This is a genomic window from Aquirufa sp. HETE-40SA (genome assembly GCF_054558635.1).
Window position 1 is genome coordinate 1 of record NZ_JBPXKN010000003.1, and the last position, 16,356, is coordinate 16,356.

General features: G+C 43.6%; 15 protein-coding genes. 3 read left to right on the forward strand and 12 right to left on the reverse strand.

The annotated features are described in order from the left end of the window. Positions 1–425: 425 nt before the first annotated feature. Complete coding sequence (locus ACRZ9O_RS07905; protein ID WP_223131496.1) at positions 426–1,151, forward strand: RluA family pseudouridine synthase; 726 nt, start codon at positions 426–428, stop codon at positions 1,149–1,151. A 10-nt stretch (positions 1,152–1,161) separates the two neighbouring features. On the opposite strand, the gene ACRZ9O_RS07910 is transcribed toward ACRZ9O_RS07905, so the two are convergent. The 5 genes from ACRZ9O_RS07910 to ACRZ9O_RS07930 form a co-directional block, all read right to left on the reverse strand. Continuing rightward, positions 1,162–1,569, reverse strand: a complete 408-nt coding sequence (locus ACRZ9O_RS07910; protein ID WP_130895317.1) for an RrF2 family transcriptional regulator — start codon at positions 1,567–1,569, stop codon at positions 1,162–1,164. 131 nt (positions 1,570–1,700) lie between these two features. Then, positions 1,701–2,168: a 30S ribosomal protein S7 gene (gene rpsG, locus ACRZ9O_RS07915; RefSeq protein WP_130895318.1), complete on the reverse strand. Its 468-nt coding sequence runs from the start codon at positions 2,166–2,168 to the stop codon at positions 1,701–1,703. A 68-nt stretch (positions 2,169–2,236) separates the two neighbouring features. Then, positions 2,237–2,635 carry a 30S ribosomal protein S12 gene (gene rpsL, locus ACRZ9O_RS07920; RefSeq protein ID WP_459458037.1) on the reverse strand — a complete coding sequence of 133 codons (399 nt, stop codon included), beginning with the start codon at positions 2,633–2,635 and terminating at the stop codon, positions 2,237–2,239. 140 nt (positions 2,636–2,775) lie between these two features. Next, positions 2,776–3,966, reverse strand: a complete 1,191-nt coding sequence (gene uxuA / locus ACRZ9O_RS07925; RefSeq protein WP_459458039.1) for a mannonate dehydratase — start codon at positions 3,964–3,966, stop codon at positions 2,776–2,778. A 181-nt stretch (positions 3,967–4,147) separates the two neighbouring features. Further along, the gene (locus ACRZ9O_RS07930; protein WP_459458041.1) at positions 4,148–5,614 is read right to left on the reverse strand and encodes a DUF4301 family protein; all 1,467 of its coding nucleotides are present in this window, start codon (positions 5,612–5,614) and stop codon (positions 4,148–4,150) included. Positions 5,615–5,713: 99 nt separating this feature from the next. Between ACRZ9O_RS07930 and ACRZ9O_RS07935 the strand changes: the two genes are divergently transcribed. Further along, positions 5,714–7,636, forward strand: coding sequence for a RecQ family ATP-dependent DNA helicase (locus ACRZ9O_RS07935; protein WP_459458043.1), 1,923 nt, complete (start codon positions 5,714–5,716; stop codon positions 7,634–7,636). Here the strand turns inward: ACRZ9O_RS07935 and lon are convergent. The 7 genes from lon to ACRZ9O_RS07970 form a co-directional block, all read right to left on the reverse strand. Then, positions 7,597–10,092, reverse strand: coding sequence for an endopeptidase La (lon, locus tag ACRZ9O_RS07940; RefSeq protein ID WP_459458045.1), 2,496 nt, complete (start codon positions 10,090–10,092; stop codon positions 7,597–7,599). The two genes, ACRZ9O_RS07935 and lon, sit on opposite strands and share 40 nt — an antisense overlap. A gap of 80 nt (positions 10,093–10,172) precedes the next feature. Next, on the reverse strand, positions 10,173–10,652 hold the full coding sequence (locus tag ACRZ9O_RS07945; protein WP_459458047.1) for a DUF6702 family protein: 480 nt from the start codon (positions 10,650–10,652) through the stop codon (positions 10,173–10,175). Next, entirely contained in the window at positions 10,653–12,044 is a 1,392-nt protein-coding gene (rseP, locus tag ACRZ9O_RS07950; protein ID WP_459458049.1) for an RIP metalloprotease RseP, read from the reverse strand. Between the two features lie 6 nt (positions 12,045–12,050). Next, positions 12,051–13,211, reverse strand: coding sequence for a 1-deoxy-D-xylulose-5-phosphate reductoisomerase (locus ACRZ9O_RS07955; RefSeq protein WP_459458051.1), 1,161 nt, complete (start codon positions 13,209–13,211; stop codon positions 12,051–12,053). Beyond that, positions 13,208–13,822, reverse strand: coding sequence for a rhomboid family intramembrane serine protease (locus tag ACRZ9O_RS07960; RefSeq protein WP_459458053.1), 615 nt, complete (start codon positions 13,820–13,822; stop codon positions 13,208–13,210). Before ACRZ9O_RS07960 ends, ACRZ9O_RS07955 begins: the two co-directional genes overlap by 4 nt. Before the next feature lie 17 nt (positions 13,823–13,839). Then, positions 13,840–14,817 carry a polyprenyl synthetase family protein gene (locus ACRZ9O_RS07965; RefSeq protein ID WP_459458055.1) on the reverse strand — a complete coding sequence of 326 codons (978 nt, stop codon included), beginning with the start codon at positions 14,815–14,817 and terminating at the stop codon, positions 13,840–13,842. 1 nt (position 14,818) lies between these two features. Beyond that, positions 14,819–16,033, reverse strand: coding sequence for an NADH-quinone oxidoreductase subunit D (locus ACRZ9O_RS07970; protein ID WP_459458057.1), 1,215 nt, complete (start codon positions 16,031–16,033; stop codon positions 14,819–14,821). Between the two features lie 134 nt (positions 16,034–16,167). Between ACRZ9O_RS07970 and rpmG the strand changes: the two genes are divergently transcribed. After that, a complete protein-coding gene (rpmG, locus tag ACRZ9O_RS07975) occupies positions 16,168–16,350 on the forward strand; it encodes a 50S ribosomal protein L33 (protein WP_130895329.1) in 183 nt (60 codons plus the stop codon). Positions 16,351–16,356 lie beyond the last annotated feature (6 nt).

Consider the following 16,356-nt stretch of genomic DNA (forward strand, 5'->3'; position numbering starts at 1 on the left):
TTGGATGTTTGACTGCTCTTATTTTAATAAGAAAATTGTCATTATCCTTGTCTTGAATGCTACTATTTCGACACTGTGATTTAAACACAGCATCTCTTCTTTATTTCTATCAACACGTCAAAGAACTTTTGTACCTCGATATAAATCTTCCAAAGCAACCCGCTCTGTCGTGAATTTAATCACCTGATCTACTCTCAGTCTTGCTCTAGAAACCGTATGTTCCTAGCGATTGGGAGTGCAAAGATGTAGGATTATTTTATTATTAACAAATCATGAACAAAACTTTTTCAAGTATTTCTCGTAAATGGCTGAAAATCAAGAGGGGATTTTTTAAAATATTTTGGCGTCATTAGCATATCGCGAAATAATCCTACCTTTGTGCGAGAAATGGGCGGAGAGATTTTGGCCTAAATAATTAGCAGAACATGAAAGACTATCACATTGTATACGAAGACAATCACCTCCTGATCGTGAATAAACGGGCAGGAATTCTTGTACAGGGCGATAGTACGGGAGATGTGACGCTGACAGATGTCTTAAAGGACTATATCAAGGAAAAATACCAAAAACCCGGTGCTGTATTCTTGCACCCCGTGCATCGACTAGATCGTCCTGTCAGTGGTTTGGTGATTTTTGCCCGCACTTCGAAAGCCTTAGAACGAATGATGGAAATGTTCCGTAAACGGGATATCCAGAAAACGTATTGGGCAGTGACGCGCAAGAAGCCGTATCCAGAGAAAGGAAAGCTGACGCATTGGCTACTAAAGAACGAGGCGAAGAACACGACGACGGCATACGATTACCCAGAAGACAAGGCTTTGAAGGCGGAGTTGAATTATAAGATTTTGGGAAAGATCAATTTACACTATTTAGTAGAAGTAGAACCGATCACGGGAAGACCGCACCAAATTCGCGTACAATTAGCTTCTTTGAATTGCCCCATTCGCGGCGACATCAAATACGGATACGATAAACCAAACGTAGATGCGAGCATTAATCTACATGCACGCCGTTTGTATTTCATCCACCCGATTAAAAAGACACCTATTATCTGCAAAGCGTCTGTTCCGGAGAATCCTTTCTGGGAAGAGTTTTTGGAATTAGATAACGACGAGTTCAAGATGAAAAACTTAGATCACCTATACGAATAAAAAAAGGAGCTTACATAAGCTCCTCTAAGGTTGTATTTTCTAAAACGGATAAGTTCGCGTCCCTCCATTTTGTTAAGACCGTTCTCAGCTGGCACGTTTCCTCGTCAGCGCAGTCATCGCATTTGCCATAAAAGTGAAGAGAAACACAAAGGGCTGGTGCAATCGGGCCATCCACAATTCTGATAATTTTCGCAAACGTAACTTCTGCAGGAGGAATGCGTAGGTAGTAACCGCCGCCTTTCCCTTTTTGGGACTGTAAAATTCCGTGGTTACGTAACTCTAATAAAATAGCTTCGAGGAATTTCTTCGGTATCTTTTCCGATTCCGCAATATGCGAAATCAACAAAGGCCCTTTCTCGTAAGACTGAGCTAATACTTTTAAAGCCTTTAAAGCATATTTTGCTTTTTTCGAAATCATAGTGTTGTTGATTGTGATTCAAAGCTAAACAAAATTCAGGAATACTCCATTAGTCCGCTCGATTAAGTACTTATATGGACAAAAAAAAGAGGCTAACCTTTCGATTAGCCTCTTCATGTAATTCAAATGAATTAGAAACGGAAGTGAGAGAACGCTTTGTTCGCTTCTGCCATTCTGTGTGTATCATCTTTCTTCTTCACCGCTGCTCCCTCACCTTTCGATGCTGCAATGATTTCGTTCGCTAAGCGATCCATCATTGTTTTGTCACCACGCTTGCGCGCGTAACCGATTAACCACTTCATTCCCAATGAAACTTTACGTTCAGCTCGTACTTCTGTTGGTACTTGGAAGTTTGCACCACCCACGCGACGGCTCTTAACCTCCACGGATGGCATCACATTATTCAATGCTTTTTTCCAAGTTTCTAAACCGTTTTCTTTTGTACGCTCCTCTACTTTATCTAACGCATCATAAAAGATGGTAAATGCAGTAGATTTCTTTCCATCGTACATTAAGTTGTTTACAAACTTAGTTACTAATACATCCTTGAATTTAGGATCTGGTAATACGTAGCGTTTTTTTGGTTTCGCTTTTCTCATGTTGTTAGTTTTTTAAATTCGACCCAACCTTCTGCTTTAACGAGCATACTGGATCTTTCTGTTAATAATTATTTTTTACCTGCTGGAGCTTGACCTGGTTTAGGACGCTTAGCACCGTACTTCGAACGAGACTGTAAACGACCAGAAACACCGGCTGTATCTAAAGCTCCACGAATGATGTGATAACGTACACCTGGTAAGTCTTTTACACGACCACCACGGATCAAAACGATCGAGTGCTCTTGTAAGTTGTGACCTTCACCTGGAATGTAGGCATTCACTTCTTTTTGATTTGTCAAACGTACACGCGCTACTTTACGCATCGCTGAGTTTGGTTTTTTAGGAGTAGTCGTGTATACACGAGTACAAACCCCTCTTCTTTGTGGACAAGAATCCAAAGCTGGTGACTTAGATTTCCAAGTCATTTGCTCACGTCCCTTGCGCACTAATTGCTGAATAGTTGGCATTTTGGAATAATTACCGTTTAAAATTTAAAATTCTTTTAATCCCTGCAAGCGCGTTAAACTCAATAAGATAGAGTTATCCCACACTAATGGGGGTGCAAAGTTAGCAATAAGATATAGAAATCAAAAGGGGAAAATGAAAATTATTTCAAAAATCCGCGGATTCCTATTTCCAAACCACGTAACTCCGCTAAACCGCGCAAACGACCTATGGCCGTATAGCCTGGATTGGTCTTCTTCCCTTCTTGTAAATCATCTAGCATCCGGTGTCCGTGATCTGGACGGAAAGGCAGACGGAAATCTTCGCGGCCAGACGCGATGCGTTTGTCCTGCTCCTTCACTAAACCTTTCATCACCCCGAACATATCCACATCCCCATCTAAATGGTCTGCCTCATGGAAATTTCCAAATTCATCACGTCGCGTCGCCCGCAAGTGAATGAAATTAATGCGGTGACCTAATCGCTCCACCATCCCCACTAAATCATTATCCTCTCTAACGCCATAGCTTCCCGTACAGAAACACAATCCATTCACGTTACTTTCATAAGCATTCAATAATTGCACCGCATCACTTTCCGTACTGACCACGCGTGGCAAGCCCAAAATCGGATACGGAGGATCGTCCGGGTGAATTGATAAATTAACCCCTGCCTCCTCGGCTGCAGGCGTGATCTCCCGAATAAATTCATATAAATTCTCACGTAACTCCTTCTCCCCTACTTCGGAATAGGTATCTAAAGCTTCTTGGAAAGACTTCAAGGTAAAGCTTTCTTCCGAACCCGGAAGACCGGCAATGATATTGCGAATTAATTTTTCTTGTTGTGCCTGAGTCGATGCGTCGAACCATTTTTGAGCTCTTGCAATTTGCTCGTTGGTATAATGCTGCTCTGCTCCTGGGCGCTTCAATAAGAACAATTCAAAGGCACAGAATTCAGCCGCATCGAAGCGTAAACCCGTACTTCCATCCGGAAAACGAAAATCTAAATCGGTTCGTGTCCAATCTAAAATGGGCATGAAATTATAGCAAACCAGGTCTAAACCCGCCTTGCCCACATTACGTAAAGACGTCTTGTAGTTTTCGTAGTACTGCTTGTAGTTACCTGAACGCGTTTTGATATCCTCGTGCACTGGAATACTTTCAATCACGGACCAGCTTAATCCGGCCGCCTCAATGATGGCTTTACGTTCCAAAATATCCTGAAGCTCCCACACTTTTCCATTCGGGATTTGGTGCAATGCACTCACAATACCTGTTGCGCCAGCTTGACGTACATCGGATAATTTAACAGGGTCGTTTGGTCCAAACCACCTCCAAGTTTGTTCTAAAGCCATAGTTTATTTGTTTACTACCTGATTAAAGGCATCTGCACTCTGTTTTTACCTATTGTAGGACTTAATAAAAAACCTTGCCTGGAAACCGGGCAAGGTTTTTGTAATCAAGCATTTATATACTTCCTTAAAAATTGCTTTCTAGGGGCGACAAAAATAGGGAGTTTTTTTACAAACAAAAAAATTACTGCCCATTTTGGTGGGCAGGCCTCACTAAATCTGTCACCGTTTTCACCGGGTTGAATGTTTCCAAAGGAACTTCCACAAAAAGCGTATTCCAATCTGACATGGCTCCATTCCAAAGACCAGGCAATTCCATCGCCTTTAATTCTTTCCCGTCCTTGGTCTTATCCGTGATAAAACCCGTATTCATATCGCGATAGTTCAATAAGTTCAAACCGCGTGTCGCACACACTAAATCCACTGGATTGAAGTGAGAGGCTTGATGGAATTTCGCTTTTTGAGCGTCCTCTCTCATATCAATCTGAGCAGACTCCACGAGCTGAAGTGTGAAATTTCCTTTCGCATCTTGACACCAGAATGGGCCTCCTCCCGGTTCTCCGGTATTTTTTACCACCCCACAAACGCGGGTTGGACGAGCTAAAATGGTGCGAATAGTCGCAACTTTATCTTGTTCGCTTTTGCGCGCGAAATCTGCCGCCGGCACAAAACCTAAATAAGTGGCCATCTCCTGGAGGGCCTCATTGATCGTGGCCTCTGAAGGATTTTCTTGCAATTGCTTGTCCAAGTGTTCAATTCCTTCCAAAATCCACAACAACAATCCTCCCAAGGCCTTTTTGTATTCTATGGTCGGCTGTTTCAAGGCATCAGGCACCACATTATCAATATTTTTAATGAAAATCACATCGGCTTTCAGGTCATTCAAATTCTCCAATAGCGCTCCGTGGCCAGCGGGTCTAAAAAGGAGTGATCCATCGGCTTCGCGGAACAGGGTGTTGTCTGGATTTACGGCAATCGTGTCTGTAGCGGGCTTTTGTTCCGAGAAAGTGATCTCGAATTGAATGCCGGTTTTCGTTTCCCATTTCGGAACGAGATTCTTCACTAAATACTCGAAACCGCTGCGGTGTTCTGGGGAGACGGTGAAATGCAAGCGGGCTTTTTGGCCATTGGATGCATAGGCCGCAGCCTCCACGATGTGCTCTTCTAAAGGAGTTCGTGCTCCATCTGTGTAGGAGTGGAAAGCAAGGAGACCTTTGGGTTTTTGGCCATAATTCATTCCAGCAGAGCTTAGTAGTTTTTGTAGAATATCTGCTGAGTCGTCTTTCTCTGCTATAAGCTCTTGTAGCTCTGGATAAAAAGCAAAGTGATCCAACTCATCGAAAAACTTCGTGCATTCTTTATTTTCATCGCCGGTCGACAAGAATTCGAACAGTGATTTAAACATCCGAGTGGCTGCACCAGAGGCTGGCACCATCTTCAAAATGGAAAGCGCTGATTTTTGCTGATCAAAGCGCGCGATGAATTCCTGTAGTTGCTCTTCTGAAAACTGAAAAATTCCATTCCCAATCGATGCGGATTTTTCCAAATTCATCCAAGGGAAGCCGGATTTAAAAAAATCAATTTGTTGATTCATTTCCGCGGGCGTAATTCCGAGTTTCGATAATTGAGCTAAATCCTTGTCTGATAACATATGCGCTTTCTTTTGTGTCTAAAAATAAGAATTTCTTCTCAGGAAATCCTAAAAATCCGGTGGAGGAGTTCATTCTTTTTTGGTAGATTTGTTTAGACGATGGCGGACATTCAGGACATATTGCAAAAACACTGGGGGCATTCAGCTTTCAGGCCCCTGCAAGAGGAGATTATTCACTCGGTGCTAGATGGCAAGGATACGCTAGCCTTACTGCCCACCGGTGGAGGAAAGTCCATTTGTTTTCAAGTGCCGGCCCTCGTTTTGCCGGGGATTTGCATCGTCATCACGCCCCTAATTGCTTTGATGCAAGATCAGGTGGCGCAATTAAATCGCCGAGGTATTCCAGCGACAGCCCTTTTTTCCGGCCTCCGCAAACGCCAAATCGACATATTATTAGACAATTGCATTTACGGCAATACAAAATTTCTCTATGTTTCTCCCGAACGAATAAAAACAGATTTATTCATCGAGCGAGCGAAACAGATGAACATCAGCTTGTTGGTCATCGACGAGGCACACTGTATCTCGCAATGGGGTCACGATTTTAGACCGCCATATTTAGAGATTGCTGAGTTTCGCGCCTTGATTCCGAGTGTTCCGTGCATTGCTTTGACGGCCTCCGCAAACGAGGAAGTGAAGCAAGAAATTCAAGAAAAGCTGCAATTCAAAAACGCAGCCGTATTTCAGAAAAGTTTCAGCCGCGCAAACCTCTCCTACTCCGTCCTCTATGAGGCGGACAAAGAAAAAAAGCTATGCTCGATGCTACAACGTGTTCCGGGTTCTTCGATCGTGTATGTACGAAATAGAAGACGGACGCAGGAAATCTCCGATATGCTTTCTAAAGCCGGTTTATCCAGCACTTTTTACCACGCCGGTTTGCCATCAGAGGTCAGAAGTGCTCGCCAAAAAGACTGGATTGAAGGCAAAATCGATTGCATCGTGGCGACCAATGCTTTTGGGATGGGTATCGACAAACCAGACGTTCGCCTGGTGGTTCACCTGGATTTACCCGATACCATTGAGGCCTATTACCAAGAAGCAGGCCGAGCAGGTCGAGACGAGAAAAAGGCCTATGCTGCAATCCTATATGAGGAAAAAGACATTCTAGATTTAACAGCTCAATGGGAAAAATCATTTCCGACGGCGGAAACTATCAAACGCACCTACCAAGCCGTTTCTAATTATTTACAGGTTGCCGAAGGAAGTGGCGAATTACAGAGTTACGATTTTGATTGGATGGACTTGTGCAAGCGCTTTAATTTGCCTAGCTCTCAGACTTATTTTGCCTTAAAGACATTAGAAGCAGAAGGATTAATTTTGCTAAACGAGGCCTTTCAAAACCCCTCCAAAATTCGCTTCATCGTCAGCTCCACCGAACTATACGACTTTCAAATTAGAAACGAGAAATTCGAATCTTTCCTAAAAGGACTGCTTCGCATTTATGGTGGTAACTTATATACTCAGTTCGTCAGTATCTCCGAAGCGGACTTCGCTCACCAGATAAAGATACCGCCTGCAGAGGTGGAGCGTAATTTAGCCTTGTTGGAGAAATTCGAATTAATCGAATATGACAAACAGAATGGCCTGCCGAAATTGGTCTTTTTGACGCCTCGGGCGAACATCGAAAACCTACCCATCATCTGGGCTGAATACCTAAAGAAGAAGGAAAGGTCTAAGAAAAAGATTGATGCGATGATTCACTATGTGAAACATCCGGAGGCTTGCAGAACGCTTTTGATTACCTCGTATTTTGGGGAATCGTTAAAGACGTCTTGTGGCATTTGCGACCATTGTTTGCAACGAAAAAAAGAAGCCTCCGGGAAAAATATCCCCGAAGGACTCGAAGCAGAACGCAAATTAATTCTGACGTATTTGAAAAACGGACCCTTATCCGTTCAAGATCTAGTGGAATGCCTCCGCCCTTTGGCTTCTGCTGAGGCGCTTCGCATCATTCAATTCAGTCTTGAATTAGGCGAAATTCACTACAATGCCGCAGAGGAGCTTGCTATCGGTTCTGCCTGAAATACAAACTTTACCGGATTTTTCACCTGCTCTTTTAAAAGCGCTAAAGCCAATACTTCTTTCGCGTCGTCTACGTAGTGGAAGCTCAAATCCGAAATGTAATGTGCTTCGATCTCCTCCACATCTTTGCGGTTCTTCGAGCACATGATAATCTCTTTTATTCCTGCTCTTTTCGCCGCTAAGATTTTCTCCTTGATTCCTCCGACAGGCAAAACTTTACCGCGAAGCGTAATCTCGCCGGTCATTGCTAGTTTCCATTTCACCTTGCGCTGCGTTAAGGCAGACGCGATCGCTGTTAACATCGTGATACCTGCGGATGGACCATCTTTAGGTACCGCCCCAGCTGGAACGTGAATGTGTAAATTGTATTGATCAAAAATACGGTAATCAATGCCGTATTCATCCGAATGTGCCTTTAAGAAACTTAATGCCGCCATGGCTGACTCCTTCATCACATCGCCTAATTGGCCCGAAAGTGTCAAGACTCCTTTTCCGCGATTCAGTAAGGTTTCGATAAACAAAATATCTCCTCCTACGGGTGTCCAGGCTAAGCCTGTTACTACGCCCGCGTATTCGTTGTTCTCGTAGGTATCCTTATCGAAGTGTTCTTGGCCTAGTAATTTGACTACATCTGTCGCCGAAATTTTGTGCGGGTATTCCTGGTCCATGGCTATGGACTTTGTGATCTTGCGCACCACGCGTCCGATCTCTTGTTCTAACTTACGAACGCCAGATTCGCGGGTATAGCCTTCGATTACTTTTTGGATGGCTCCATCATTGATCGAAAATTCCGCTTTCTCTAATCCGTGCTCTTTCTTTTGCTTAGGCAGCAAGTGCTTTTTAGCGATTTGGACTTTCTCCTCCATCGTATAGCCACTCACCTCGATGATCTCCATCCGATCGCGCAAAGCGGGATGAATGGTATCTAAATTATTGGCTGTCGCGATAAACATTACTCGAGATAGATCGTAATCACACTCCAAGTAATTATCCATGAAGCCGCTGTTTTGCTCGGGGTCCAACACCTCTAATAAGGCAGAAGATGGATCTCCGCGGTGGTCAGAACCTACTTTATCGATCTCATCTAAGATGAAAACAGGATTAGAAGAGCCTGCTTTTTTAATGCTTTGAATCACCTTGCCAGGCATAGCGCCCACATAGGTTTTTCTATGGCCTCTGATTTCGGCCTCGTCCCGCAGACCACCTAGGGCCATGCGCACGTATTTACGTCCCAAAGCTTTCGCAATCGAACGCCCTAAAGACGTCTTACCCACACCCGGAGGGCCATAAAGGCATAAAATAGGCGCTTTCATGTCTCCTTTCATCTTCAATACCGCTAGGTATTCGATGATGCGTTCTTTTACTTTTTCTAAACCAAAATGATCCGCGTCCAATACCTTCTTTGCCTTCACTAGATCAAAATTGTCTTTCGTGAATTCACCCCAAGGAAGATCCGCGATCAATTCCACGTAATTCATCAACATTGGGTATTCCCCAGACATCGAATTCGTGCGTTGTAGTTTGGAGAGTTCTTTTTGGAAGAAATCATTCACTTCTTTCGACCACTTCTTCTTCGCCCCTTTCGCACGTAAACCGTCCAACTCTTGTTCCGGACTCTCTACTCCTAATTCCTCCTGCAATACTTTGATCTGCTGGCGAATGTAATAGTCGCGTTGTTGCTGATCGATATCACTAGAAGCCTTACTTTGAATCTCACGTTTCAACTCCAGATGCTGGATGTCTTTTAACATATGTTCCAGCAAATGAGTAGCCTGTTCGATGCCATCCAAGGTCTCTAACAAAGCTTGCTTTTCCTTCAATTCCGCATTGATGTTCGAAGAAAGGAAGTGTACTAAAAACGCAGAGGATTCAATGTTATCCAAGGCAATTTGCGCCTCGCGGGGAATCTCTGGATTCAGGTTTAATATCTTCAAAGCACACTCTTTCAGGGTAGAAACGAGTGCCTTATTTTCTTTATTTAATTTCTTAGGGAATGTGTCTTCTATGTAGGAAACACGCGCTACTAGATTAGGCTCGGTTTTGATGTATTCACTAACTTCAAAACGCTTTCGGCCCTGTACGATAATTGTTGTGTTACCACCAGGCAATACGAACATTTTCACGATGTGTGCTACCGTTCCTATTTTGTACAGATCATCTGGCGTAGGCTCCTCTTTCGAGTTATTGGCTTGCACTAAAACGCCGATTGTGCGATCGCCTTTGTAGGCTTTCTTCACGAGGCGGACGGATTTTTGGCGAGAGACCGTAATCGGAATCACCATCCCCGGAAACAAGACGATATTGCGAATGGGAAGAATGGGCAATTGGTCTGACAAAACGCCCATTTTGTCATCATTGTCCATTCCTTCTGACCCGATAGGGATCAATTCTATATTTTCAAAATCAGACATCTCAGAAAGCTGTAAATGCTTAAAAAGGTCATTTGGATTATTCATGCCACATTTTTAAATTCTGCTCCTCAATGAGCAGACGATATTAATCAATTTTTATGCCAAACGACAAGATGGCAGTATGATTATCTTGATAATTGTTGAACCTCCTGAGTTTTACGAAAAAGATAGGACTTCTTTTGGCCCTGAAAAGACCAGGAAACAAGGTTTGTTTGGTCCTCAAATTCATCTAAAAATAACGAATTCTCGAGATAGGATCCAATTAAGTCAGACGAGGTAGGAATTTCAATATACACCCAAATCACGTCTTGTTGTTGCTCTGTACCTAACCAGCGGTAAGGGGTGGCTATTTGCTTCCCGGTTCGAAATCCAACGTGTTTGCGCACATAGGCCTCTAACGCTTTTTCTGAGACTTCATCTCCCGGAATCATTCGGTATTTTTTACCTAAGTTCGAGCTCATGGTTTGCTCGAGATCATCCTGAAAAAGACGAATGCTAATTTCCCAGATTTGGTCCCTACTATTATAGCTCATCTCTGTCACCGAACTATGAAACGGGTGCAAATCCGGAAACAGAAGGCCTAAAAATAAAACCAGCCCTTTCAATTAGAAAAAAGCTTTAAAGATATCGTTTCCAAAAGTATAAGCCATTAAAGCAAGTAAGATGAGCATACCCACCTGCTGCGCTTTTTCCAACACCTTTTCAGAGGCTGGTTTCCCAGAAACAATTTCATAGAGTAAGAAAATCGCATGTCCCCCATCCAAAGCTGGAATAGGCAAAATGTTCATAAAGGCCAAAGCCATAGATAACAAACCAGTTAACATCCAGAATCGATTCCAATCCCATACGCCACCGAACATTTGGGCAATACCAATAGGTCCGCTCAACGCTTTCGATGCCGAAACATCACCTGAAGCTATTTTCTTAAAGCCTTTTACATTATCCGTAATCACAGAGAAAGCACGACCCGTTCCGATACTCGCTGCTTCAGCCAGCGTATAATCTTCGCGGGTTACCTGAATCAACATCTCAGGAATAAATCCGATTTGACCCGATGAGGCAACCTGCATAGACAAGGTGTCAGCCACGCCTCCACGTAAAATACCTAAGCGAATAGGCTTACCAGCCTCCTTAGACAACAATTCCTTTACCTCGTGGTAGAAACGAACTGGGCTCGTGTTCACAGAGGTGATCACGTCTCCTTTTTTCAAGCCTGCCGCATAAGCCGGCAATAATTCAGCCGGTTTAGCCGCAGAAAATTTATCGAAGAAACCTGGCTCTTCCGGAGCAGCCACTTCGGCTACTTTGAATGCTGCCACTGGCTCAATAAAACCCGCTTTCTTATCGCTTAATTTTTCGATGAAATTCGATGGGATTTTTATCTCCAAAGTTTGATCTCCACGTTGCACCGTATAAGACGAATTCTCACCTAATAGAACATCAGAGGCGCGTAAATCAGACAATTGCTTGTAATCAGCCCCATTTACACGAATGATTTTATCACCCGTTTTCAAGCCGATCTGTTGCCCTAATTCCAAGGCCACAATCCCGTTCTTGTTTAATTCTTCTTTCGAAATGAAGTTGTTCCCGTTCGAATAAGTCAAGCAAACGAAGATTACTACACCGGTAATGATGTTCACGATCACACCACCTAGCATCACGATAAGACGTTGCCAAGCGGGTTTCGCACGGAATTCCCAAGGTTCTGGGTCTTTTGCTAAGGTCGCCGCATCTTGTGTTTCATCAATCATACCCGCGATGGAAACATAGCCACCTAAGGGGAACCAGCCTAAACCGTATTCGGTGTCTCCTACTTTCTTTTTGAACAACGCGAAGTTTAAAAGCGTCGGAATAGGGAACATAAAGTCGAAGAAAAGGTAAAACTTTTCGACGCGCATCTTGAACCATTTGGCGGTAATAAAATGCCCAAACTCATGCAATGTTACTAAAATCGACAATCCTAAAATCAATTGCCCTGCCATCACTAAACCTTCCATAATTCGCTATTTTCTATTTTTATTCACCCATTCCTGAGCTAATTCTCTACTTAATTTATCACTTTCAATATAGTCCTCTAATGTCGGATTCACGATAAAAGTTCCCTGATTCATACAATATTCGTTCAAATCAGACATCGCTAAAAATCCAATTTGATCTTCCAAAAAGGCCGCTACCGCCACCTCATTCGCCGCATTCAATAAACACGCCTGATTTCCTCCTTTTTCCAAGGCCTGAAAAGCAAGCCCTAAATTACGGAAAGTCTGTGTATCTGCTTGCTCAAAAGTCAAGGACGGATACAGTCTAAAATCAAAACGAGGGAAACTCGCCTTCATTCGATTCGGATACCCTAAGGCAAACTGAATCGGCAATTTCATATCTGGCAAACCTAACTGCGCCTTGATCGATCCATCCTCGAATTGCACTAAGGAGTGCACAATGGATTGGGGATGAACTACCACCTCGATTTCGGAAGGCTTTACATCAAATAACCAAGCCGCTTCAATCACCTCTAATCCCTTATTCATCAAACTAGCCGAGTCGATCGTAATCTTCGCGCCCATCGACCAGTTCGGGTGTTTTAATGCTTGTGCCCTAGTTACTTGGGCTAATTGCTCCCGGCTAAATCCTCTAAAAGGTCCACCCGAAGCCGTTAAAATCACTTTCTCGATGGGGTTATGGGACTCGCCCATTAAGCATTGAAAAATCGCTGAATGCTCGGAATCAACTGGTAAAATAGGCACACCCATCTCCCTTGCCAGCGGCATAATTAAGGCTCCCGCCACCACTAAGGTTTCTTTATTTGCTAGGGCAATTGGCTTTCCTGCTTTGATGGCTTTCACCGTAGGTAATAAACCAGCATAACCTACTAAAGCGGTCAACACGATGTCGACAGAATCGAGGGTAACGACTTCTTCCAGGGCTTTCGCACCTGAATGAACCTGAATTCCAGTTCCAGCTAATGCCGCTTTAACCTCCGCATATTTCGCCTCATTCCCGATCACCACATGAGCCGGATTCCAGGCTAAGGCTTGTGTAATGAGAAGATCAGCTTGATTTTGGGCGGTTAAAACTTCGACTGCAAACTCAGACGAATGCTCCGCAATCACCTCCAAGGCCTGCGTCCCAATGGAACCCGTGCTACCTAAAATCGCAATTCTTTTCATCGAAGCATGGCCGTTATTTGTTCCACAAAACTGACCCACACTTGGGGATACAACAGAGTCATCGCTACGATTCCGAACAAGGCACCGTATAAGTGGGCGCTGTGATTCACGAAATCACGACTGCGTTTATCCATTTCCACCGAATACCAAGTAAACAAACCAGCATAGATAAATCCTGGGATTCCGAAGAAGCCAAACAAGTAAATTTTTTCCGTAGGGAAGAATAAAATCCCTGCAAAAATCACGGCTGAAACTGCTCCTGATGCCCCTAAAGAGTTATAATTTGGGTTATTTTTCTGCTTGAAAAAAGTGGGCAAATCTGCCACCACGATCGCCAAAACATAAAACAAGATGTACAATTCCGACGCAATCGACGGAAATAGTTGATTGAAAATCTGTTCTAATTGAACCCCAAAAAAGAAGAAAGAAAACAGATTAAAAAACAGGTGCGTGAAATCCGCGTGGATAAATCCCGAGCTAACAAAACGCCAATATTCGTTTCTGTGTTGAATCCGGTACGGGTTCATGAGCATTTTCCCCATCAAGTCTGGCTTTTGCCAAGCCACCAGGGAAATAATAATCGTCACAGCGATAAGTACAATCGAGACCATATAAGAACAAAACTACGTTAAACTTCCCGATCAACCAACCCGCTCATAAACTTTACCAAGGCTGATTTTTGCTCTTCGGAAATGGCCAGAGATTGAATTTCCATAAAGGCCGCATCGAAATAAGAGGCGATGACCGCTTCCGTTTCCGCTTTTAGACCCAAGGAATCATAGATTGCTGTAACCGCTTGTACTTTTTCTGCTGCATCGTAGTCGATGGCAGCCACCCATTTTTCCAGCGAAGCGAGCGTGGAACCCGTTGCTTTTTCGAATGCTTTTATCAGTAAATAGGTTTTTTTATTCGCTAAAATATCTCCGCCCGGCTGCTTCCCAAATTTCTCCGGATCCCCATACACGTCTAATAAATCATCCTTCAATTGAAATCCGAGACCGATGGTTTCTCCAATGCGGTATAAGGAATCCGAAACCTCAGCAGGCGCTGAAGCGAGCAAACCACCCATCTCCATCGAGAATCCGATCAAAACTGACGTTTTCAAACGAATCATTTCAATGTATTCTTCCACCGTTACATCATCACGTCTTTCAAAATTCATATCGAATTGTTGGCCCTCGCAGACCTCCGCAGCGATGCGGGAAAGGCGACCTAGTAAGTGTTGGAATTCTGCTAAACTTAATCCTTTGACCTTATTTAAGTATTGGTAGGCGTTTACCAGCATCACGTCGCCGGATAAAATGGCGATATTGTCATTCCATTTTTCGTGGACCGTTTGCTTGCCACGACGAAGAGGCGCTTTGTCCATAATGTCGTCGTGCATCAAGGTGAAATTGTGGAAAATTTCGACCGATAATGCCGCAGGAACTTGTTTTTCCCAATCCGATTTAAAGAGGGAATAGGATAATAAACAGAGTACAGGGCGAATACGTTTGCCCCCTAAGCTCATTAAATAATGGATGGGGTCGTAGAGCTCGCTAGGGTTTTGGCCTATATCTAAACGACTAATTTCCTCCTCGAGGGATGCTAAAAATGCTTTGTTCATCTTATCTATCTACTTCGCCCATCACTAAATCCAAGGATCCAATGATGGCTACTAAATCTGCTAAATACGTTCCTTTGGCCAAATAAGGCAACACGGAAAGGTGGTGGAAAGAGCAAGCGCGCACTTTCAAGCGTTCTGGAATATCCGAGCGGCCATCCGTGCGTACATAAAAACCGAGTTCCCCTTTCGGATTTTCGGCCCTCACATAAGCATCCATGGCTTTCGGACGGATTTTTTTAGGGACCAAAGCCTGAGGATCAAACTCCCTCGTCCTTTTCTCATCCCCCAATAAAGCCACGATACATTGTTCAATAATCCGCAAAGACTCCTCACATTCGCGTAGACGTACATGGTTGCGATCCCAGCAATCCCCTACCGCACCCATCGCACCCTCTCCTACCGGAATGTCAAATTCTAATTCCGGATACACCGAATAGGCATCGATGCGGCGCAGGTCAAAAGGCAAGCCAGAACCCCGCAACACCGGACCGGTACATCCATAATTAATTGCCGCATTCAGGGGTAAAACCCCCACATTCGCAGTCCTCTTAATGAATATACTATTATCTTCTACTAATTGTTTTACTTCTTTAATCGTGTTTTTGATCACCGGAATTAATTGCTGCACCTTCTCTTCAAATCCCAAAGGCAAATCATAGAACAATCCTCCCACCCACACATAATTATACAACATTCGAGCTCCAGAAAGCCACTCCAGCATTCGCTGAATATCTTCGCGATCGCGCATTAACCATAAAAACGGAGTGTAAGCACCAATATCCAGACCATAAGTCCCGATTGCGACGCAATGCGATGCAATACGATTCAATTCGGCTACGAGGACGCGAATGTACTCGATGCGTTTGGGCAATTTGCCCGTCAAATCCAGCATCTTTTCTACTGCCATCACATAGGCGTGCTCCGAGTTCATCGCCGCCATATAGTCCAAACGATCCACGTAAGGGATGATTTGATTAAAAGGCAATGCTTCTGCGTGCTTCTCGAAACAACGGTGTAAATACCCCAGGTGCGGAACGACTTCCTTGATCCATTCTCCATCCGAGATAACCTCTAAACGAAGTACCCCGTGGGTCGAAGGGTGTTGCGGTCCCAGTGAGATGATCATCTCCTCCGATTTCAAATCCTCTACTCGAAATTTGTTCGGGTCCGAGTTCTCAAAATTTTCTGGAAGAAATTGGTACTGGATGGGATTCATTAAACAAAAATGGGAAAACTAACGGGTAAAAATAAATTTTTCTATCTATTTTTAGCAAAGGCTTTGGGAAAAAAAGAAATTCTTCTACCTTTGCATTCCGTTTCGAGCAGAGGCGGATAAAAGATTTATCTATTATGGCAAAGAAAGGAAATCGCATTCAAGTAATCTTAGAATGCACTGAGCACAAAGAAACTGGTTTACCAGGTATGTCTCGCTACATCACTACGAAAAATCGTAAAAACACAACAGCACGTATTGAGTTAAGAAAATACAACCCTGTTTTGAAAAAAGTTACTTTACATAAAGAAATTAAATAGGTTGAC

Coding starts and splice junctions, on each gene's coding strand:
- lon (WP_459458045.1), bottom strand. CDS start 10,092: ATGAATAATCCAAATGACCTTTTTAAGCATTTACAGCTTTCTGAGATG.
- rpsL (WP_459458037.1), bottom strand. CDS start 2,635: ATGCCAACTATTCAGCAATTAGTGCGCAAGGGACGTGAGCAAATGACT.
- ACRZ9O_RS07965 (WP_459458055.1), bottom strand. CDS start 14,817: ATGAACAAAGCATTTTTAGCATCCCTCGAGGAGGAAATTAGTCGTTTA.
- rpsG (WP_130895318.1), bottom strand. CDS start 2,168: ATGAGAAAAGCGAAACCAAAAAAACGCTACGTATTACCAGATCCTAAA.
- rseP (WP_459458049.1), bottom strand. CDS start 12,044: ATGGAAGGTTTAGTGATGGCAGGGCAATTGATTTTAGGATTGTCGATT.
- ACRZ9O_RS07970 (WP_459458057.1), bottom strand. CDS start 16,033: ATGAATCCCATCCAGTACCAATTTCTTCCAGAAAATTTTGAGAACTCG.
- ACRZ9O_RS07905 (WP_223131496.1), top strand. CDS start 426: ATGAAAGACTATCACATTGTATACGAAGACAATCACCTCCTGATCGTG.
- ACRZ9O_RS07930 (WP_459458041.1), bottom strand. CDS start 5,614: ATGTTATCAGACAAGGATTTAGCTCAATTATCGAAACTCGGAATTACG.
- ACRZ9O_RS07910 (WP_130895317.1), bottom strand. CDS start 1,569: ATGATTTCGAAAAAAGCAAAATATGCTTTAAAGGCTTTAAAAGTATTA.
- uxuA (WP_459458039.1), bottom strand. CDS start 3,966: ATGGCTTTAGAACAAACTTGGAGGTGGTTTGGACCAAACGACCCTGTT.
- ACRZ9O_RS07935 (WP_459458043.1), top strand. CDS start 5,714: ATGGCGGACATTCAGGACATATTGCAAAAACACTGGGGGCATTCAGCT.
- ACRZ9O_RS07960 (WP_459458053.1), bottom strand. CDS start 13,822: ATGGTCTCGATTGTACTTATCGCTGTGACGATTATTATTTCCCTGGTG.
- rpmG (WP_130895329.1), top strand. CDS start 16,168: ATGGCAAAGAAAGGAAATCGCATTCAAGTAATCTTAGAATGCACTGAG.
- ACRZ9O_RS07955 (WP_459458051.1), bottom strand. CDS start 13,211: ATGAAAAGAATTGCGATTTTAGGTAGCACGGGTTCCATTGGGACGCAG.